The sequence below is a fragment of the Bacillus sp. MM2020_4 genome (genome assembly GCF_011250555.1).
Lineage (GTDB): Bacteria > Bacillota > Bacilli > Bacillales > Cytobacillaceae > Neobacillus.
Map to the genome: position 1 here is coordinate 1 of NZ_JAANMZ010000015.1, position 20870 is coordinate 20870.

Annotated in this window: 16 protein-coding genes and 1 tRNA gene; 12 read left to right on the top strand and 5 right to left on the bottom strand. The window is 40.0% G+C overall.

Annotation, left to right across the window (positions count from 1 at the left end):
- Window positions 1–104: 104 nt before the first annotated feature.
- Window positions 105–1064, top strand: coding sequence for an aldolase catalytic domain-containing protein (locus G6554_RS11525; protein ID WP_166241912.1), 960 nt, complete (start codon window positions 105–107; stop codon window positions 1062–1064).
- 135 nt (window positions 1065–1199) lie between these two features.
- Here the strand turns inward: G6554_RS11525 and pdxR are convergent, their stop codons facing one another.
- A complete protein-coding gene (gene pdxR / locus G6554_RS11530; RefSeq protein ID WP_207343092.1) occupies window positions 1200–2603 on the bottom strand; it encodes a MocR-like pyridoxine biosynthesis transcription factor PdxR in 1404 nt (467 codons plus the stop codon).
- A 147-nt stretch (window positions 2604–2750) separates the two neighbouring features.
- On the opposite strand from pdxR, the gene G6554_RS11535 reads away from it, so the two are divergent.
- The 5 genes from G6554_RS11535 (at window position 2751) to G6554_RS11555 (ending at window position 8863) form a co-directional block, all read left to right on the top strand.
- Complete coding sequence (locus G6554_RS11535; RefSeq protein WP_166241914.1) at window positions 2751–3278, top strand: ECF transporter S component; 528 nt, start codon at window positions 2751–2753, stop codon at window positions 3276–3278.
- A gap of 510 nt (window positions 3279–3788) precedes the next feature.
- Window positions 3789–5312: an NADH dehydrogenase subunit 5 gene (locus G6554_RS11540; RefSeq protein ID WP_166241916.1), complete on the top strand. Its 1524-nt coding sequence runs from the start codon at window positions 3789–3791 to the stop codon at window positions 5310–5312.
- Complete coding sequence (locus G6554_RS11545) at window positions 5309–7921, top strand: DUF2309 domain-containing protein (RefSeq protein WP_166241918.1); 2613 nt, start codon at window positions 5309–5311, stop codon at window positions 7919–7921. The genes G6554_RS11540 and G6554_RS11545 overlap by 4 nt, the downstream gene beginning before the upstream one ends.
- Window positions 7922–7948: 27 nt before the next feature.
- On the top strand, window positions 7949–8314 hold the full coding sequence (locus G6554_RS11550; protein WP_166242054.1) for a Na-translocating system protein MpsC family protein: 366 nt from the start codon (window positions 7949–7951) through the stop codon (window positions 8312–8314).
- Window positions 8315–8365: 51 nt separating this feature from the next.
- Window positions 8366–8863 (top strand): carbonic anhydrase, encoded by a 498-nt coding sequence (locus tag G6554_RS11555; RefSeq protein ID WP_166241920.1) that lies wholly within the window; start codon window positions 8366–8368, stop codon window positions 8861–8863.
- 120 nt (window positions 8864–8983) lie between these two features.
- On the opposite strand, the gene G6554_RS11560 is transcribed toward G6554_RS11555, so the two are convergent.
- A tRNA-Arg gene (locus tag G6554_RS11560) sits at window positions 8984–9057 on the bottom strand.
- A 204-nt stretch (window positions 9058–9261) separates the two neighbouring features.
- The gene (locus G6554_RS11565) at window positions 9262–10005 is read right to left on the bottom strand and encodes a YwaF family protein (RefSeq protein ID WP_166241922.1); all 744 of its coding nucleotides are present in this window, start codon (window positions 10003–10005) and stop codon (window positions 9262–9264) included.
- A gap of 226 nt (window positions 10006–10231) precedes the next feature.
- Between G6554_RS11565 and mutS the strand changes: the two genes are divergently transcribed.
- Together mutS and mutL are read left to right on the top strand one after the other, a co-directional pair.
- Complete coding sequence (gene mutS, locus G6554_RS11570; protein WP_207343112.1) at window positions 10232–12823, top strand: DNA mismatch repair protein MutS; 2592 nt, start codon at window positions 10232–10234, stop codon at window positions 12821–12823.
- A 12-nt stretch (window positions 12824–12835) separates the two neighbouring features.
- Window positions 12836–14713, top strand: a complete 1878-nt coding sequence (gene mutL, locus G6554_RS11575) for a DNA mismatch repair endonuclease MutL (RefSeq protein ID WP_166241924.1) — start codon at window positions 12836–12838, stop codon at window positions 14711–14713.
- A gap of 192 nt (window positions 14714–14905) precedes the next feature.
- Here mutL and mreBH read toward each other — a convergent pair whose 3' ends face one another.
- Entirely contained in the window at window positions 14906–15913 is a 1008-nt protein-coding gene (gene mreBH / locus G6554_RS11580; RefSeq protein WP_166241926.1) for a rod-share determining protein MreBH, read from the bottom strand.
- Between the two features lie 307 nt (window positions 15914–16220).
- On the opposite strand from mreBH, the gene miaA reads away from it, so the two are divergent.
- From miaA to spoVK, 3 genes are all read left to right on the top strand, one after another.
- Entirely contained in the window at window positions 16221–17174 is a 954-nt protein-coding gene (miaA, locus tag G6554_RS11585) for a tRNA (adenosine(37)-N6)-dimethylallyltransferase MiaA (RefSeq protein ID WP_166242058.1), read from the top strand.
- A 28-nt stretch (window positions 17175–17202) separates the two neighbouring features.
- Window positions 17203–17433, top strand: coding sequence for an RNA chaperone Hfq (gene hfq, locus G6554_RS11590; protein ID WP_007083878.1), 231 nt, complete (start codon window positions 17203–17205; stop codon window positions 17431–17433).
- 209 nt (window positions 17434–17642) lie between these two features.
- Window positions 17643–18590 carry a stage V sporulation protein K gene (gene spoVK, locus G6554_RS11595; protein WP_166241928.1) on the top strand — a complete coding sequence of 316 codons (948 nt, stop codon included), beginning with the start codon at window positions 17643–17645 and terminating at the stop codon, window positions 18588–18590.
- A gap of 32 nt (window positions 18591–18622) precedes the next feature.
- Here spoVK and G6554_RS11600 read toward each other — a convergent pair whose 3' ends face one another.
- A complete protein-coding gene (locus G6554_RS11600; protein WP_166241930.1) occupies window positions 18623–19228 on the bottom strand; it encodes a trimeric intracellular cation channel family protein in 606 nt (201 codons plus the stop codon).
- Window positions 19229–19607: 379 nt separating this feature from the next.
- On the opposite strand from G6554_RS11600, the gene hflX reads away from it, so the two are divergent.
- Window positions 19608–20867 carry a GTPase HflX gene (gene hflX, locus G6554_RS11605; RefSeq protein WP_166241932.1) on the top strand — a complete coding sequence of 420 codons (1260 nt, stop codon included), beginning with the start codon at window positions 19608–19610 and terminating at the stop codon, window positions 20865–20867.
- The last annotated feature ends 3 nt before the right edge of the window (window positions 20868–20870 follow it).

Here is a 20870-nt window from a genome sequence, read left to right on the forward strand (position 1 = left end):
GATTGACACTATGAAATGAAAAATGATATAAACACAATAAGATTTTATTAAATAAAAGCGTTAAAGTTTAAAAAATCAGTAAATGAGGAATAGGGGGTTACATCATGGAACGTAATAGCAAAATTTTAGACTGTACCATTCGTGATGGTGGTTTGGTTAATAATTGGGATTTTAGTGTCGAATTTGTTCAAGACTTATATAATGGTCTGAGTGCTGCAGGTGTTGAATACATGGAGATTGGGTACAAAAATTCTCCTAAGCTCCTTAACGCAACAGAACCTAATCCATGGAGATTTCTTGACGATCACTTCCTAAAAGAAATTATTCCGGAGAAAAAGTTCACGAAGTTGTCTGCTTTAGTAGATATTGGCCGTGTTGATCCAAATGATATTCTGCCCCGTGATCAAAGTGTCTTAGATATGATTCGTGTAGCATGTTACATACGTGAAGTAGATAAAGGCTTAGAACTTGTGCAAATGTTTCATGATTTAGGGTATGAGACTTCCCTAAACATTATGGCTTTATCAAGCGTCCCTGAAAAGAAACTTATTGAAGCATTTGAATTAGTACGAAATAGTCCTGTAGATGTGGTCTATATCGTGGATTCATTTGGAAGTTTAGATCCAGCAGATATTGAGCATCAAGTGAAAAAGTTTAAAGAAATGATTCCTAATAAACAACTCGGAATACACACTCATAACAACATGCAATTGGCATTCGCCAATACACTATCTGCTATGAAAAACGGAGTAACATTCCTAGATTCTTCTGTTTACGGTATGGGTCGCGCTGCAGGTAACTGTCATACAGAACTTCTCGTTAGCTACATCCAAAAAACAAGGTATGAGCTCAAGCCAGTTCTGGGAATAATTGAAAAGCATATGCTTGAGATGCGTCAAAAGTGGGAATGGGGCTATATCATTCCTTATATGATTTCAGGTGTCCTGAATGAACATCCACGTGTCGCTATGGCATACCGTGATAGCGCCGAGCGTGATCAATTCGTTGATTTTTATGATAAGGTAACATCACCTGAAGTTGCCTTGGCAACAGCGACAAAATAGGAAGATATGTCAAAGAGGGGCTACCTTTATAGAAGGTCGCTCCTCTTGCATGTTGATATCTGTTATTTTTTTGGCTCCCTTTGGTGTATAGGCAAGATAAATGGTAATTATTCAGGTATGATTTCGTTCTATCCCCTAAATTTTTTTTGCAATTCCCCAGCATTGCATTAATTGGTGAATGCCTTCCTCAATTTTCCCAATTGGGATGCCGCCAAACCCTAACAGAAATGTTGGATACTTATATTCTACTGGCTTTAACAGGTAATCGGTTACAGGGTAAATGGCGATAGAGCTTTCTGCCGCGATTATTTTTAACTCATGTTCACTTTTTTTTAGTGGGAGGGAAATTAAAATGTGCATCCCGGCATGGTTTCCAGTGATGATGACTTCAGAATAATACGTTTTAAAAAAATGGGTCAGTTTATTAAGTTTTTTATGATAAATTTTCCGCATACGATTTAAGTGTTTTGAAAAATTGCCGTCTCTCATGAAGCTGGCTAAAATATGCTGGTCGAATCTCGGGACAGTTGCTGAATAATAACTGAATGATTCCTTATATTTTTTCAGTAATGTTGTGGGCAAAACAAAATACGCCACTCGCAATGACGGCATTAATGACTTGGTAAAAGTACTCAGATAAATGACCTTATTGTTTTGGTCCATCCCTTGTAATGCAGGAATGGGTTTTCCGGTGTAACGGAATTCACTGTCGTAATCGTCTTCAATAATGTAGCGATTTTCAGCTTTTGCTGCCCAATGCAAAAGCTGTGTTCTTCTTGTTGCGGAAAGGACCGCACCGGTCGGAAATTGGTGGGATGGCGTAATGTAAACCACATTCGCATTTGTTTCTTCAAGTTCATCTACAATCAATCCATCTTCATCAACCGGAATTGGGATTGCTTTATTTTGCAAGTGGATTCTAGGGATTGCCGAATATCCGGGATTCTCGAGTGCGAAGTTTAAATCATTTTCAAGCAGCCTTAAAATCATAGGAAGGAGTTGCTCCGTTCCCGAACCAATCACAATTTGCTCCGGCTTACACACAATCCCCCGCGATTGATAAAGGTATTTTGCTATTTCAGTCCGTAACATATATTCACCCTGGGATTCTCCAATCTGTAACAACTCTTTTGATGGATAATCAAATAAATCTTTAGCATATTTCCTCCACTGTGAAAAAGGGAAGGAGTCTGTATCGATTTTTCCGGGGTGAAAGTCAAATTGGATTATTTTTTCCTCCGAGTCCTCTACAGGCAACTCTACCTGTTCTGTTTCGATATATGGTAATTCATTAATATCCTCTACAAAAAATCCAATCCGCGGTTTTGACATAATAAAGCCCTCTGCAATCAGTTGGGCATAGGCAACTTCAATGGTTGTTTGGCTGATGTTTAAAAAATCGGCTAATTTTTTTTTTGAGGGTAGTTTCGTACCAACTTCAATTTGTTTGCTCATAATGGCAGTTTTGATACCAACATAAAGCTGTTCATACAAGGGTTTTGTTGTGTTTTTATTCAATTCAAACATAAGCATATCCATTCGGGATTCCTCCTCTCTGACCATGGGAATTTTTTAAAAGGTGACACTTTTTATATTGTCAGATTTTATTATACTAGTAATCATTAAAGAAGATAAGATTCATTTTTAAACAAAACACTAGCACTTGAAATGACGAGGGGGATTTACATGTTTACGCAAGAACAAAACAAAACGAGAATCCTGGTTCTCAATGCACTATTTATTACTTTAACATTTCTGGCCACAATGTTTATCAACATTAGGCTGCCGCTGATGGGAAATGGGGGCTTAATCCATTTGGGCAACGTGCCGCTTTTAATTGCCGCGTTTGTTTTTGGCAAAAAAACAGGTGCGATAGTAGGTGCCTTCGGAATGGCTTTGTTTGATATTGTTTCAGGATGGGCATTATGGGCTCCGTTTACGTTTGTTATCGTTGGGGCAATGGGATATGTAGCTGGCCTTATTGCTGAAAAGATTCCCGGCAAAAAGGTTTTCGTACATGTACTGGCAGTGGCTGCTGCCCTGATCATCAAAGTTGTCGGCTATTATTTTACAGAAGTCATCCTTTTTGGTAACTGGATCCAGCCGTTCGGCTCCGTCCCAGGTAATATCATGCAGATCGTCATCGCCGCCATCATTGTCGTCCCACTTGCAAATGGGTTTAAGAAAAGGGTTGGGCGTGCGAATTCAATATAGCACTGAAGACCGGCGCTGACCGGTCTTTTTATGTAAAGGAGACTTCGCATCCGGTGCTAGAAATATCAATCTATCTATATTGATAATTTAAAGGTACCGCGATTATAACCGAATTACTACTTGACAGAATGTTACATTAATAGTAAAATCCATATCATCAATAATTTGAATAAATGTTTTCTTCAATTAAATAGATTTCTTTAGCATTAGGTTAATAACTTTATTGATTCAATGAAAAAGTAAATCTATAACTAAAAGGTAATCGTAAATTTACCTCCTTAGGAATGAATACATAATTACATATTTAGGTAGACGATTAAAAGGCCTGAATGGCCCGTTAAAAGTAAACCGACGATTTTCAAAGTGTAATGGTTTTGACCACTATGCTTAAAAATTGTCGGTTTTTTTGTTTTTTATAAACAGAAAGGAATGCAGTGTAATGAAGGAAATCAATCAAAGTCATATTTTCATAATGTCGGATGATTCTATTCGCAGAAAGAGGGAAGCAAAATGGTAAATTCCCTGCCAGAAATATTTTTTGTATTGCTTGCGGTTTCTGTACTTAGTGCACTATTCCTGTTATACCCAAGGGTTCCACTGACTTATGTTCGACTTCACGTCGGTTTTACATTGTTGCCGCCACTAGCTGCCCTACTGATTCTTTTTACCACCAATGAGACCACCATTTATGGCCCATGGTTGCTTGATTCGTTATCATGGCTGCTGGTATCGTTTGTGCTTATCATCGGTTTTATCGTGCAACGTTATTCTGTTCGTTACTTCCTTGGTGATCGTTCTTATAGAAAATATTTTGCCTTGCTGACACTTACAACTAGTGCTGATTCAGTTGTCTGGCTTTGTAATGATCTTCGCCTGTTGCTGATTTGCTGGGGGACAACACTTCTGGGGCTGATACTGCTGATAAGAGTAAAAAAAGAGTGGAGTGTTGCTAGAAACGCAGCTAAACAAACAGGAAAATTGTTTGCAATAAGCTGGATTATACTGTTTGGGGCTGTCCTTTGGGTAACCCAGTCCACGGGACATTTGCAGTTGTCGCTTGTCCTCACAAAAAGCAGTCTTACACAGCTTGGTTTATGGGAAAGGACTTGTATTAGCCTGATGCTAATCTTAGCTGTCGTCATTCCGGCTGCACAGTGGCCTTTCCACCGCTGGTTATTAAATACAGTAGTAGCTCCTACTCCTGTATCAGCAGTAATGCATGCGGGATTAGTGAACGCAGGTGGAATGATCTTGACACGGTTCTCTCCACTTTTTAGCGGAAATATGACCCAAATCATTTTACTTATATTGTCTAGTGTTTCAGTCATGATAGGTACAGGAATTATGCTGGTCCAGGTAGATTATAAACGGCAGCTGGTAGGGTCTACGATTGCACAGATGGGGTTCATGTTCATCCAATGTGCGTTAGGTGCTTTTTCGGCAGCCATTATCCACGCAATCTTACATGGTCTATTTAAGTCAACTCTTTTCTTACAGTCTGGTTCCGCGCTTGACCATCACAAGAAGCAAACTCCCGGAGCAAATCAGCCGCGGTCATTATTATGGACAATCACAGGAGGGATTTTAGGACTCCTGGCGACAATTGGTCTTTGGCTATCTTCTTCTGGGGAGAATTATCAATTCATAAGCGCCCTTACCTTAGGGTGGTCAGTTTCATTAGCCTGGACCCAGCTCGTGGCTTTTGGAAATGGACATATCGCGCGAATTGCAGGCTTTTCTTTAGTTGCAGTAGCGGCAATTGTATATCACTTCGTCCATGATGCTTTTTATGGTGTATTACAAAATTCAATCCCAAAGGGAATTCAACCACCGGAACCAGCGGCAATTTTACTTTTGATTATATTATTGGCCGGAAGTGCTGCAGGTGTATGGCTTGCTCGTCATCGTTCATCAACTGCCTATTCTGTTATTTATCTTTGGCTTGTACGATTGGGTGAGCCTCAAAGCAATTTGATAGAAAGTCATCCTAAGTATTTGACAAAATCATTCTTTAAGGGAGGTCATCTACAATGAATTCAACATCAGCAAGAAACTTACATTGGGAAAAGCTTCCTGATAGCCTTGATTTTAATCTTATTGACTTGGTGAACTCCGCCAGCAGCGTTATTGTACCGCTCGGGCCTATTAACACATTTGCAGCACGTAGCCCCTGGGTAGGTTTTGAGGGACAAACGTTTGAAACAACGGCCTATTGGCTCAAAGATACTTGTGATATAGATATCTACCCCAATGACTCTTTACTTCAATCTGCATGGGAACGCGGTAAGATTCAACAAGATTTTTTAAAAAATGGACTTCAACATTGGCTAAACACACAATCTTTGGAGTTGCCGCGTAAGGTCGCAGAGCAATTTTGCCTAGCTGCACTCATGCAAAAGAAACTATCTTCCAATACTTTGGATGAATCTGAGTTAAAAAGTCTGGTAAGAGAACTAAATTGTTTTACACCCGAAATGACCGAAAAACATTCGACTAAAACCTATAGCCAACGCATGGAACAGCTAGGAAGGGTAAATGCTGCTCACGATCTTAACAGCCACATGATCAAGTGGTGTAAATTATTTCTTGATGAGTCCCAAGCAGTTTGGTCGATGCCAAATCGTGAAGAAGGTTTCTATCGTGCGTGGCGGAAACTAGTCCAGCATGACCCGGCACTTAGCCGTAATCAGCGTAAACAATTAAGTTATTTGCCTGAAGAAGCTGCTGCGGCATTAAGGGAAGTATTGTCCGATCTAGAAATTCAATTTTCAGAAGTTCAAGCCTATTTTGAAGTGCATTTCCTTGCTTTACCGGGCTGGAGTGGCATGATGCTATGGCGTTCGCAGCAATCAGCCGAAGAAAATTCGCTGCTGCTAGAGTATTTAGCCGTTAGAATATCAATGGAATGGGCATTAGTTAAACCCTTTCTTCCCTTGCCTGAAAAAAGAAATAATAAAGTACATGTAGAACCATTAATTGCAGCCTGGGCCAAATGGGGTAACCTGCCAATCAATGCTTGGTCTCAGTTATCCTCTACAGAAATAAAGGCATGTTTGACCCTTGCCTACCGTTTTGATAAGATTCAACGCAATCGACTATGGCTTGAAGCATGGGAGAAAACATATGAAGACCAATTAAAGAAAATGCTTATATCCCAACATAAGGCGGAAATGGCGGAAAACATAAATCAGGCACTAGCTCAGTTTGTATTTTGTATCGATGTTCGTTCAGAGCCTTTTCGCCGCAACCTTGAAAAAAGAGGAGATTTTCAGACTTTTGGCACAGCAGGATTTTTCGGATTACCGATAGCAACCTGCGAGCTTGGCAGTAACCATGCACATAACTCTTTGCCAGTCATGTTTAAACCGCAACACAAAATAAAAGAGTTTTCACCTGAGTCTGAATCCTATCAACAAAGGCATCATGCAGTCAATTCAATAGGTTATACATTTGCTGCTATGAAGCATAATCTGATTTCCAGTATGGTATTGCCGGAAATTAGTGGTCCTTGGCTCAGCCTGCAAACACTCGCTCGCAGCTTTGTGCCAAGAAGTGCAGGCCAGACATTAAGGAAAATGCACCAAAGCTGGCTGCATAAACCATCCGCGGAACTCACGCTAAACCATACGCAAATATCTGAAACAGCTTTGCCAACTGGTTTTTCGGTAAAAGAAAAAGTCCACTACGTAAGGCAGGCTCTACTAATGATGGGGCTCACTGATCATTTTGCACCCCTAGTGGTTATTTGCGGACATGGAAGTCACAGCACGAATAATCCATATAGTTCTGCACTCGATTGTGGTGCGTGTGGAGGAGCATCAGGTGCATTCAATGCAAGAGTGCTGGCAGAATTGTGCAATCTTCCAACCGTAAGGATGAGCCTAGAAAAAGAGGGAATAATCATTCCGAAAGATACCGTTTTTGCAGCTGCTGAGCATATTACCACACTTGATGAGTTGCGCTTTCTTTACCTTCCGGAACTATCAAATGAAGCTAAACAAGCATTTAAGCGTGTCCAAACCGAGTTGCCAAAGGTAAGTGAGGAAGCCAATTTCGAGCGGATTTCACAATTGCCAAATCTCGGTACCCATTTGAAAAATCCGAAGGCTGAGGCCCAGCGGCTTTCAGAAGATTGGAGTGAGGTGCGTCCGGAATGGGGTTTGGCGCGCAATGCTGCGTTTATCATCGGCGAACGGCAACTTACCCAAGGTTGTAATCTGGGTGGGAGGGTTTTCCTTAATAATTATAACTGGAAGAAGGATAAAAACGGCGGTATTCTCGCAAATATCATATCCGGACCAGCAACGGTAGCTCAATGGATTAACCTGCAATATTATGCCTCTACTGTTGCCCCACATTATTATGGAAGCGGGAATAAAACAACCCAAACCGTCACTGCAGGGCTCGGGGTCATGCAGGGAAACGCCAGTGACTTACTATCGGGACTTCCCTGGCAGTCTGTGATGAAATCAGATGGAGAGGCTTATCATGAACCACTACGTTTGCTGGTGGTCATCCAGGCGCCGAGGGAATATGTAAAACGGATGCTGAACCACGATCATGCCTTTCAGCAAAAAGTGAAAAATGGATGGATTCGGCTAGCGTCCATTGACCCGGAAGGACACTGGGAGAGCTGGTCTTAAACTTTGAATAAAGGAAAAGGAATCGATATGGAAAAATCAAAAGGAATGCTTGAAGCTGAAATAAGCAAAGCTTTAACACATTGGGAGAAAAATTATCTTGGACGAGGCTCCGTATCAGTTAAATCAGATATATTACGCGATATGGTGATTGTGAATCTTGGCGCAATTTTAACTCCAGCAGAATATGAAGTATGTCGGGATAAAGAAGGCTTGTTATCGGTAAAAGAATATCGCCATAGTTTAGTGGAATCCGGACTGAATGATTTAAAGGAAATTATCTTAAAGTTAACAGGGGAAGAAGTAATTAGCTTTCACACCGATCTAAGTACACAAACTGGAGAACGAGCAATGATCTTTAAGCTTGCCAGCAATCTTCAAAGTAAATTATGTTAAAGCATCAGAATTTGTATAGAGTACGATATAAATGAAGAAAGAGGTGATTTGATGTCTAGAGATGAAAAGAAAAAAGTACTATATGTGATTGGTATGGATCATAAATTAGAACGTTTTATTAAAAAAGAAACCAATGTCAATCCGGAAAATATAATGATCTTACAAAGATATCAACCACTCATTTCACACCCCCTCGACGAAATAATGAGGGACATCATCATTGCGGTCTTTAAGGAAAATGTTGAAGAAATCGTTGTTGCCTTCACAGATGATTATCAAAAAAACACTGAGAATATACTAATCCATATTAATAAAAACAAAGAATTAAAGGATAAGATTCAAACACTGGAGTATCTTTTTAATAATACCAAGCCGGAATTTCCCACGGGTACGGTAAGTGAATGGTTACAGGGAGGCAAAACATTAAGGGATGGTGTCCAAAAAACAGTTCACACCATTCGCCATCATCCGCTGCTCCCATCGCATGTAAAGGTCAAGGAATTATTTATTAAACAGGATAATGAAAAGCTAACTGGAATTGTTGTCTAAGAAATTATTTAACTAAATGAAATCACAGTTTAATAGTAGATAAGGATGAAAGATATGCTCATATTTTTAAAACTATAATAGTTAAAACAAAAAAACCTTGCAATGGCAAGGTTTTTTAAACGTCCCGAAGAGGATTCGAACCTCCGACCTACAGTTTAGGAAACTGTTGCTCTATCCTGCTGAGCTATCGGGACAAGTGGAAAATTAAATATATATATTATCACACGTAATAAGAAATTCCCGTCCTGATCTCAGAAAGAATATCAAGAAGCTGCTCGATCAGTACGCTGAAGAAAATTCAGTGGAGCGTATTCAGACGTGCTGAGCTATCGGGACACTTATTAGGAACGTTTCTTATTATAATGATTTTATCGAAAAAGGTCAATAAAAAGATGTAATTATTGGAATGGTTCGTCCCTAGACACTTCTATTCTTACAGCGGCCTTTTCCCTGAATATAGCCCAAACGATCAAACTTAATGATAGTAACAATCCCTCAAGAGATAAAATATACCAAGGGTACGGCCCAAGAACATCTAATAAACTGGCACTGTCTGGCTTGTGGCTTAGAAACATATAATTTCCGCCAACTAGTTTATTGATGAACATAATAATTGGCATCAATACATTCAAAAAGATAAATAATTTTACTACAGACCAAATTGTTGGCCGATATCCTTTTGCCCACGTAAAATAGAGTGGAACCCAGATGATGATTAAATGAGTATAAAAGAAATGAAAAAATCGAAAGTGTGGGAAGTCATAATTTAATAAGGGAGTGAATATTGCCTGAGATGCACCTAATAATGCGGTAAATAATAGAATTTCGTAAATGACTTTTTTTCTAGTCAGTAATAAAAACACGGTTAAAATAAGACTAATACTGCATAATTCCAATGGGATGGCATGGCTGACATTCCAGCTGCCATTAATCAACATCCAAGTATGATATGTTGTTTCTATTAATAGTAACGAAATGGCAATCCCGATTTCAGTAACGCGCCATTTCTCTGTTTTTAATTTATCTCTATATATAAATAGTAGTGCCGAGCCCAAAATACAAATGGATATAATCACAAAATGGCTGACGGAATACATTTCAAAGTCATAGTTTTTGTAACTGCGGGCAAACCAACCTGACATGTAACCACCTCAAATTTAATAATAGTTAATAAATATTATTCGATAAAGCCGGTCTCTATCCTCTAATTAAATTTATGGAGGATTTTCTGATTCTTATTTTCCTTATAAGATTAAAAATTATAGGTTTCCGTTATTATGGAAAATATTCGACGGGTCTGATGTTCCTGATTTATGTTATAATAGTTTGTCGAAGTAAGTAGAAATGAATATAATCGTGGAGGTCATTATGGCTGGTTATACGCCGATGATACAACAATATTTAACCGTAAAGGCAGATTATCAAGATGCCTTTTTATTTTTTCGCTTAGGCGATTTTTACGAAATGTTTTTTGACGATGCAATTAAGGCATCCCAGGAATTAGAAATAACATTAACTAGCCGCGATGGCGGTACTATTCCGATGTGCGGAGTCCCATACCATGCTGCTGCTACCTATATAGAGCAACTGATTTCTAGAGGGTACAAAGTGGCGATTGCCGAACAAATGGAAGACGCCAAACAAACTAAAGGTATGGTGAGACGCGAAGTTGTTCAGCTGATTACACCGGGAACGGTCATGGATGGTAAGGGGTTAAATGATAAAGAGAATAATTATATTGCCTCTATTACTGCATTTGACGATCAAACCTTTGGTTTTGCATATAACGACATCTCAACGGGCGAAAGCAGGGTAACCTTGCTTTCAAGTAATTTTGATGATGTATTAAATGAACTTTCGGTATTAAGTGCTAAAGAGGTAGTCATTGCAAGCAGCTTTGACGAGAATCTGCAGAAGAAAATGCAGGAGCGTAATGTCCTCGCTATTTCAATTGAGGATAATAGTTCACTAGATATAAATTTTTCTCATCTTCTGGAAGACCTTAATCAAGATAAATTGAAGCAAACAGCAGCAAGGCTGTTTAACTATTTATACAGATCACAGAAGAGAAGTCTAGACCATCTACAACTGGTTACCACCTATCAAATTCATCAATATATGAAAATTGATTACTATTCAAAGCGCAATCTAGAATTAACAGAGACGATCCGTTCCAAAGGGAAAAAGGGCTCATTATTATGGCTGCTTGATGAGACAATGACAGCCATGGGCGGCAGGATGTTAAAGCACTGGATTGATCGTCCGTTAATTAATCAGTCCGAAATTGAGCATCGCCAACAAATCGTTGAAGTGTTAATGAATCAATATTTTGAACGCCAGGAGCTTCGAGAAAAATTAAAAGAAGTATACGATTTGGAGCGATTAGCAGGTCGGGTGGCATTTGGCAATGTCAATGCCCGGGATTTAGTGCAACTAAAGCGCTCCTTACTGCAAGTACCATTTTTAAAAGAAATCCTGCAGCAAATGCAAAATGAAGAAGTAGCAAAAATCGCTGCAGATCTTGACCCATGTGAGGAAGTCGCCGATTTGTTAGAGCAGGCGATTGTTGAAAATCCTCCATTATCTTTAAAAGAAGGTAATATGATTCGTGATGGGTACAATGACCAGCTTGATCAATATCGTGATGCCAGCCGTAACGGAAAAACATGGATTGCCCAGCTTGAACGGGAAGAGCGTGAAAAAACAGGGATTAAATCATTGAAGGTTGGTTATAACCGCGTTTTTGGCTATTATATCGAAGTCACACGTGCAAATCTGCATCTTTTGGAGGAGGGTCAGTATGAGCGCAAGCAAACATTAACGAATGCGGAGCGCTATATTACTCCTGCCTTAAAAGAAAAAGAGGCGTTAATTTTACAAGCGGAAGAAAAATGCGGAGAGCTTGAGTATGATTTGTTTACCGAGATTCGCGAGATTGTGAAAGAACAGATTCCGCGCATACAGGCATTGGCAAAATCAGTAAGCGAGCTTGATGTACTTCAATGTTTTGCGCAAGTTAGTGAGGAGCGGCACTATGTGAAACCGCAGTTTTCATCCGAACGCCGTGTAGCCATTAAGGACGGGCGTCATCCTGTTGTTGAAAAAGTATTAAACTCCCAAGAATATGTTCCGAATGACTGTCAGATGGATAGTGATCGGGAAGTCTTGCTGATTACAGGCCCAAATATGTCAGGTAAAAGTACGTACATGCGGCAGGTAGCCTTGACGGCCATCCTAGCGCAAATAGGCTGTTGTGTGCCGGCATCTGAGGCTGTATTGCCAATATTTGATCAGGTATTTACACGAATTGGCGCAGCCGACGATCTGATTTCCGGTCAAAGTACGTTCATGGTTGAAATGTTAGAAGCGAAAAATGCGATAACGAATGCAACACAAAACAGCTTAATTTTGTTTGATGAAATCGGCCGTGGAACGTCTACCTATGATGGAATGGCGTTGGCGCAGGCAATTATTGAATATATTCATGAGAGGATTGGGGCGAAAACCTTATTTTCTACCCATTATCATGAACTAACGGTGTTGAATGAAGAGCTTTCGAAATTGAAAAATGTTCATGTCAGTGCCATTGAACATAATGGGAAGGTTGTCTTCCTTCACAAAATTAAAGAGGGACCAGCAGATAAAAGTTACGGAATTCATGTGGCCCAACTTGCGGAGCTGCCTGCGGAATTAATCAGTAGGGCAAATGAAATTTTAACTGCATTGGAGCAGTCGGATGAACAACCTATTCCTGTTAAAATAGCAGAAGTAATCAAAGAAAAACCGCAAGTGCAGCCGGCGCAGCTTTCATTTTTTGATGAACCGAAAGAGCCAAAAAAGCACGAATTTACAACTAAGGAAAGACGTGTGTTAGAGAAAATAAAAGAATTGGATTTATTAGATGTTACACCACTTCATGCGATAAATGTCTTATTTGAGCTTCAGAAAAAGTTAAAGTAGGGGGTAATGGCGATGGGAAGGATTATCCAATTAGATGATGCCTTATCCAATAAAATAGCGGCGGGCGAAGTGGTTGAACGTCCCGCCTCCGTTGTGAAAGAACTTGTTGAAAATGCGATTGATGCTGGCAGTACTGTCATTGAAATAGAAGTTGAGGAAGCAGGACTTGCCAAAATACGCATTACCGATAATGGATACGGAATTGACGAAGAGGATGTGTTAATCGCCTTCCAGCGCCATGCTACCAGTAAAATCAAGGACGAAAATGATTTGTTCCGCATCCGTACCCTTGGTTTCCGAGGTGAAGCATTGCCAAGTATTGCCTCTGTTTCACGGCTTGAAATGAAGACCTCCACTGGAGAGGGTGCTGGTAATCGAGTGGTGATAGAGGGCGGAAAAGTAGTAGTGTTTGAAAAAGCATCCGCTAGACGGGGCACAGACCTTACGATTACCGATTTATTTTTCAATACGCCTGCACGCTTAAAATACATGAAGACCATTCATACAGAGCTCGGGAATATAACCGATGTCGTCAACCGGCTAGCTCTGTCACATCCTGAGGTTGCCTTCCGTTTAATTCATAATGAACGGAAACTACTGCAAACAAACGGGAACGGCGATGTTCGACAGGTTCTTGCAGCGATTTACGGGATGGCGATAGCTAAGCAGCTTGTTCCTATTGAGGGGAATTCACTTGATTATAAAATCAGCGGATTTGCTTCGATGCCGGAGGTAACAAGGGCCTCAAGAAATTATATTTCGACAATGATTAATGGCCGCTTTATCAAAAATTATCCGTTAGCAAAAGCAATACAGGAAGGATATCATACGCTGTTGCCAATTGGCAGATTTCCAATTGTGCTCCTGAATATTGAGATGGATCCGTTGCTCGTGGATGTCAATGTGCATCCTTCGAAAATGGAGGTTCGAATCAGTAAGGAAGCGGAACTAGATGAGCTAGTAACGACCATTATTAAAGATACCTTTAAATCGAAGATCTTAATTCCTACCGCCTACACACATGTGAAAAAAGATGAAGCTAAATCGGAACAGACTTCGTTCATTTTGGATGAAGGCACTTCTAGTACGAAAGACATTCAAAGGGAATGGCCGGATCGTGTGCAAACAGTTCAGGAGTCTAGGATATTGCCAGTTTCACCGATACCTGTAGGACCGGAAATTGAAGAGGAAGAAATGGCTTGGGAACCACCAATGCCGTATTTTGAATCAGAACAGAATGTTGTCAAATCAAATAGGGATTCACTTGAAAATGAACAAATAAATTCAACTAGCGATCAAGCTGAGAGTAGAATTCCACGTCTCTATCCAATCGGGCAAATGCACGGGACATATATTTTTGCCCAAAATGAAAACGGCTTATATATCATTGACCAGCACGCGGCCCAGGAACGTCTGAAGTATGAGTATTTTCGGGAAAAGGTGGGACAGGTTCAATCTGAACTGCAGGAAATGCTCGTACCGATTACTTTCGAATACTCTACTGACGAATATGTGAAAATAATGGAGAATTTAACTGAACTTGAAAAAGTGGGCGTGTTTCTTGAGGAATTCGGTATGAATAGTTTCATTGTCCGATCGCATCCCCAATGGTTACCAAAAGGGGATGAAAAGCAGATTATTGAAGACATGATTGAACAGATGTTATCGATGAAAAAGGTAGATATCAAAAAGCTCCGGGAAGAAGCGGCGATCATGATGAGCTGTAAAGCATCGATCAAAGCGAACCGCCATTTGCGGACTGATGAAATCCAAGCACTTCTGGATGATTTGCGTAAGGCATCTGACCCGTTTACCTGTCCGCATGGGAGACCGATCATCGTGCATTATAGTGTTTATGAAATGGAAAAGATGTTTAAACGTGTAATGTAATTAATTGTTACCGAGATCTTTAAATTGGAGGTAAATCGGTAACAAAAAAAGGTTAATGTTCACGAGCTCAAAAAAATCACTGCAATGGGAACAATAATGTGTCCTTTGTTACCAAAAACCCCAAAAATGATATACTAGCCACATTCAAAAGGCTGAAGGGCAAATGTCCCTTCAGCCTTTGTTGTATCCTCATTATTTTACAGCCGCAAGCAATTTACTCATATATTGCAAGGCTTGTCCGGTTCCTACTGCTACAGATTCAAGAGGGCTTGGCGCAAGCTGCACTGGTACCACAATTTCTTCACTGAGCCATTTTTCCATACCATTCAAAAGCGCGCCTCCGCCAGTTAGAATAACACCACGGTCAACAATGTCACCGCTAAGTTCAGCAGGACAATCTTCGAGCGTAGCCCTGATGGCTTCTAAAATTTGTAAAAGTGATTCCCTAATGGCTTTACGAATTTCATATGATGATAGTTTAATAGTTTTTGGCAATCCAGTCACAAGATCACGACCGCGAACATCCATGAAAAGTTCCTCATGGTCAATAAGGGCAAAACCAATTTCCATTTTGATATTTTCCGCCGTGCGTTCTCCGATTAACACATTATATTCCTTGCGCACATGCTGAATGATTTCATCATCGAGGCGGTCACCGCCCACTTTAATTGAATGGCAGGCCACTACGCCGCCGAAGGAAATAATCGCAACCTCGGTATTACCGCCGCCGATGTCGACCACCACGTTAGCCACCGGTTCATCAACAGGTAAGCCCGCGCCAATTGCTGCGGCAACTGGTTCCTCAATTAAGGAGATTTTTTTAGCACCAGCGTTTCTTACGGCATCATGGATCGCTCTTCGTTCCACACTTGTTGAACCAGATGGAATACATACGACCACATTCGGTTTACGAATCGCAAAGCCCGCTTTTTTAGATGCTTTTTTCATTACGTGCTTCAACATTTCAGTTGTTAAATCAAAATCAGCAATGACCCCATCCTTTAATGGGCGGATAGCCATGATTTTTTCCGGAGTTTTCCCGATCATTTCTTTTGCCTCAAGTCCAACAGCTACCACATTTTTTGTTTCTGTATCGATAGCCACAACGGAGGGCTCGTTAAGGGCGATTCCTTTGTTTTTGCTATATACCAATATATTTGCTGTTCCTAAATCAATTCCAATTTCAAATGTAGAAAGCATAAAATTCACCTTATCCCTATTTTTTTCATTCAAAATACACTACGAATAAGCCTAACATGAATGTGGGGGTATGGAGCCGTTTGTAAATGAACCGTTATTGAATTGTAACCTTACAAGAAATATTTCACATCTTTGTGACATAAAGGGATTTCATACTATATACGTTAAAAACGCATAGAAAAATAAAACTTTGTCCATACTTAATTGATGTTCAACTGCTTATCAAAATATGTGGTACGATAGAATAGTGAGAAAGGGATACGAGAACCCTGATTCGCTGAAAACGGAATAAGGCAGTGTGAAAATAGTGGATGTAAAACAAAATTTATTGGTCATCATTGGCCCTACAGCAGTTGGAAAAACAAAATTAAGTATCGAAATGGCCAAACGTTATAATGGTGAAATTATCAGTGGGGATTCTATGCAGATTTATCGGGGCATGGATATTGGTACTGCAAAGATCACGAAGTGTGAAATGGAAGGAATTCCTCATTATTTAATCGATATCAAGGAGCCTTCAGAAAATTTTTCTGTCGCTGAATTTCAACAACTTGTTCGGGATAGAATAGATGAGATCGCCAAAAAGGGAAAGCTTCCCATCATTGTCGGGGGGACAGGGTTATATATCCAGTCTGTTATTTATGATTATCAATTTTCCGATGTTCCTGGAGATGAATCATTTCGACATTTACAAGAGGAAAGAGTAAAGGAAATTGGTAATGAAGCCCTCTACACTGAATTAAAAGAGGTTGATCCAGAAAGTGCTGCACAAATTCATCCCAATAATATTAGAAGGGTGATTCGCGCCCTAGAAATAGTTCATCTGACGGGGAAGACGATGCAAGATTACCAAAGTACACAACAGCGTGACCTTTTGTACAATACGGCACTTGTTGGTTTGACAATGGACCGGGAGAAACTTTATGGACGAATCAATGCCCGTGTTGATTTGATGATGGATGAAGGTCTAATGGAAGAGGTAAAGAGGTTATATCAACAAGGCCTGCGTGATTGTCAATCTATCCAAGCAATTGGGTACAAAGAAATGTATGACTATTTGGATGGGAAATTGCCATTGGTGGAAGCAGTAGAAAATCTAAAACAAAATTCAAGAAGATATGCCAAAAGGCAATTGACTTGGTTTCGCAACAAAATGGATGTACAATGGTATGACATGACGGATGTGAATAATTTCTCAAAAAAAATAGCGGAAATTTCACATTATGTTGAAGGAAAGCTTCAACTAAAATCGAATACATAGTAGTAGAGATTAAAGAGGAGGATATACAATGAAAACAACCATTAATATTCAAGACCAATTCTTAAACCAGTGCCGTAAAGACAACACTCACGTAACGGTGTTCCTTCTAAACGGTTTTCAATTAAGAGGGCAGATTAAAGGGTTTGATAATTTTACCGTGCTTTTTGAATCAGAGGGGAAACAGCAATTAGTATTTAAACATGCCATTTCAACCTTTGCGCCACAAAGAAATGTCCAACTGGAATTGGATAATCAATAATCGATAACCCATTCGTCTAAATGGAGTCCACACTGCGTGGGCTCTTTTTTTTTTCAAGAATGTAACTTTCGCTAGAAAATCTTTTTTAATGAATTTCAATAGTTGTGAATACATATTAGAATGAAGGATTTTGTCTAAACGAATACACTTCTGAGTAGCTTAAACTTGCTACCTTACGTATACTGTTTGCAGAATGAGAGGTGATAGCTTTGGATCAACCATTCCGAATGAAAAGTAACGGCCAAATTAGAGTTGTTCTTAATTCACAAAAGAAGAAAGCTGTTACAAAGGAGTTACCTGACTTTCAAGTTGTTCCAAAGGACATTCCCCCTGAACACGCTGCTCTTAAGGAAATCGAGGAGGAGCTCGGGTCTTTGGTTGGCATGGAAGAAATGAAAAGGATGATAAAGGAAATTTATGCCTGGATTTATGTTAACAAGAAGCGAGAGGAAATGGGACTAAAGGCTCGGAAACAAGCCCTCCATATGATGTTTAAAGGGAATCCAGGAACGGGCAAAACAACCGTAGCCAGGATAATTGGAAAGCTGTTTCAAAAAATGAATGTCCTGACAAAGGGCCATTTAATTGAGGCAGAGCGTGCTGATCTTGTTGGCGAATATATTGGCCATACAGCGCAAAAGACGAGGGATTTGATCAAAAAGGCGCAAGGTGGAATTCTGTTTATTGATGAGGCCTATTCATTAGGCCGGGGCGGGGAAAAGGATTTCGGCAAAGAGGCAATCGATACATTGGTAAAGCATATGGAGGATAAACAACATGAATTTATCCTGATACTCGCTGGTTATTCCCGTGAAATGGATTATTTTTTAACCTTAAATCCAGGTCTTCATTCTCGCTTTCCGTTAGTGATTGATTTCCCAGACTATAATATTGAACAGCTGATGGATATTGCGGGCAGGATGTTGAATGAAAGGGAATACACGTTTAGTCATGAAGCTGAAAAGAAATTAAGGGATCATCTAATTTGGGTGAAGGCCGTTTTAAATCCAAATAGTTTTTCAAACGGCAGATATGTTCGCAATGTGATTGAAAAATCTGTTCGGGCGCAGGCGATGAGGTTGTTACTGTTAAATAGCTATGACAAGCATGAATTGATGACGCTAAGAAGCAATGATTTGGTATTTGAGGAGGATTAAAAAAATCGGCGGATGAGGAATCCGTCGATTTCTTAATGTGTTCTAAGCTTTTTGGTTGGCAGCTTCCAATCAAAAGTATAAGATAGTACCCGCAAGACGGTTACCAGCGTAAAAAGTGTATACAATTGCCAAGGAAGTATGGCAATCTTAAGTCCGATAATCAAGCCTGCAAGAATCGCCCATACCGCATAAATTTCAGCTCTTAAGACAATCGGTTTTCTTCCGGCTAATAAATCACGGATAATACCGCCACCAATCCCCGTCATGACCGCTGCAACAATTACGGCACTAAGCGGGTGATTCATATTCGCGGCATACATGGCGCCTTGAATGGCAAAAGCGGATAAGCCAATTGCATCGAACAGGTTTCCCCATTTTTGCCAATGCTTAAGCAGATTACTTGGAAATAAAAATACCGCAGTAATCGATAACAAGGCAACTTGAAAAAATAAACCTTGTTCCCATAAGGCGGATACTGGTACGCCGATTAACAAGTTTCGAATGGCACCGCCGCCAAAAGCGGTAACGATCCCTAATATATAAACACCTAAAATATCATATTCCTCTTCCATGGCCACAATAGCGCCGCTGACGGCAAAGGCAATGGTGCCAATCATACTCAGTACTTCCCATGTCATGATTATCTGATTTCTCCTCGTTGATCCATCTATAAAAACACTATAACAATAGTAAAAAATGTTTTATCACAAACATTAACATTTTAACATGTAAGCGGAAAATTACAACCACATTTTATATGGAAAAGGAGCGGAGCGGCGCAAAAGCGAATCGGTAAAGCCTAATTTAGTGTGGATATGAATGGTTAGACAATGAATGAAGTGACCTCTTGCTCTGCTCACACCGCCTTTATTAAGTGACAAAGGCTTGTTTGCTGAAATTATTTCCGTGATAGTAGATAGGGTGGAACCTTTTATAGGTTTTCTGGGAAAATTAGTGATTATAGCTGTTTTTTGTTATGATGAATGGTAGAGCTCAATTGGGAAGGAAGGATGCCTTTTGGAACAAAAGGAAACGAAAGAGAAAGCAATTCTTGTTGGCTGTCAAACCCAGGATAATGATGATATACGTTTTCACTATTCTATGGAAGAGTTAGGTTCGTTAACGGAAACAGCTCAGGGCGAAGTGTTGATCTCGGTTGTCCAAAAAAGGGATCGGGTTCATAGGGCAACATATATAGGAAAAGGGAAAGTGGAGGAACTAAATGCGCTTGTTGAGGAACTTGAAGCTGATATAGTCATTTTTAATGATGAGCTTTCACCAAGTCAAAAGCGAAATCTGGCCTCCGAAATAAATGCGCGGATCATTGATCGCACCCAGCTTATATTAGATATTTTTGCACAAAGGGCTCGCTCAAAAGAAGGGAAACTCCAGGTTGAACTTGCACAGCTGCAATACATCCTACCACGGCTTGCCGGCCAAGGGATAGCGTTATCGCGACTTGGAGCCGGGATTGGGACAAGAGGTCCTGGAGAAACAAAGTTGGAATCAGATCGAAGGCATATCCGCCGTAGAATAGATGATATTAAAACCCAGCTATCGGTCATTGTTCAGCACCGCGAGCGCTACAGGGAAAGAAGAAAGAAAAACAAAACTTTTCAGGTCGCGATTATCGGTTATACAAATGCAGGGAAATCAACCCTTTTTAATCGTTTATCTGAAGCGGATTCTTATGAAGAAAATCAATTGTTTGCGACCCTTGACCCAATGACACGTAAATTAATTTTACCAAGTGGATTCATATCTTTGATTACTGATACCGTTGGATTTATTCAGGATCTCCCAACGGCACTAATCGCGGCGTTTCGCTCAACGCTTGAGGAGGTAAAGGAAGCGGACTTGCTCCTGCATGTGGTCGATATGTCGAACCCGGATTATTTTCAACACGAAAAGACGGTAAAGAAACTGCTTGATGATTTGGAAGTAAAAGATATTCCACAGTTAACTGTTTATAATAAAAAGGACCAACAGCATCCTGATTTTGTTCCAACTGCCGATACGCCGACAGCCTTTATTAGTGCTTTTGATGAAAAAGATCGTCATGCATTAAAAGAAAAAATGGAGAAGGTAATCATTGAACGGATGACTCCATTTGAGGTCCAGGTTCCCTCGACTGAAGGTAAGCTGCTGTCACAATTAAAGAATGAAACCATCCTTAGGGAACTAACATTTGAAGAAGAAGGACAGTTCTATCGCTGCAAAGGGTTTGCGTTAAAAGATCATCAAATTACAGGACAATTACAGAAATTTAACATATAGATT

What these genes read in the sequence shown, in the direction of transcription:
- G6554_RS11525 (WP_166241912.1), top strand. Translation starts at nt 105, where the DNA reads ATGGAACGTAATAGCAAAATTTTAGACTGTACCATTCGTGATGGTGGT.
- pdxR (WP_207343092.1), bottom strand. Translation starts at nt 2,603, where the DNA reads ATGGATATGCTTATGTTTGAATTGAATAAAAACACAACAAAACCCTTG.
- G6554_RS11535 (WP_166241914.1), top strand. Translation starts at nt 2,751, where the DNA reads ATGTTTACGCAAGAACAAAACAAAACGAGAATCCTGGTTCTCAATGCA.
- G6554_RS11540 (WP_166241916.1), top strand. Translation starts at nt 3,789, where the DNA reads ATGGTAAATTCCCTGCCAGAAATATTTTTTGTATTGCTTGCGGTTTCT.
- G6554_RS11545 (WP_166241918.1), top strand. Translation starts at nt 5,309, where the DNA reads ATGAATTCAACATCAGCAAGAAACTTACATTGGGAAAAGCTTCCTGAT.
- G6554_RS11550 (WP_166242054.1), top strand. Translation starts at nt 7,949, where the DNA reads ATGGAAAAATCAAAAGGAATGCTTGAAGCTGAAATAAGCAAAGCTTTA.
- G6554_RS11555 (WP_166241920.1), top strand. Translation starts at nt 8,366, where the DNA reads ATGTCTAGAGATGAAAAGAAAAAAGTACTATATGTGATTGGTATGGAT.
- G6554_RS11565 (WP_166241922.1), bottom strand. Translation starts at nt 10,005, where the DNA reads ATGTCAGGTTGGTTTGCCCGCAGTTACAAAAACTATGACTTTGAAATG.
- mutS (WP_207343112.1), top strand. Translation starts at nt 10,232, where the DNA reads ATGGCTGGTTATACGCCGATGATACAACAATATTTAACCGTAAAGGCA.
- mutL (WP_166241924.1), top strand. Translation starts at nt 12,836, where the DNA reads ATGGGAAGGATTATCCAATTAGATGATGCCTTATCCAATAAAATAGCG.
- mreBH (WP_166241926.1), bottom strand. Translation starts at nt 15,913, where the DNA reads ATGCTTTCTACATTTGAAATTGGAATTGATTTAGGAACAGCAAATATA.
- hfq (WP_007083878.1), top strand. Translation starts at nt 17,203, where the DNA reads ATGAAAACAACCATTAATATTCAAGACCAATTCTTAAACCAGTGCCGT.
- G6554_RS11600 (WP_166241930.1), bottom strand. Translation starts at nt 19,228, where the DNA reads ATGACATGGGAAGTACTGAGTATGATTGGCACCATTGCCTTTGCCGTC.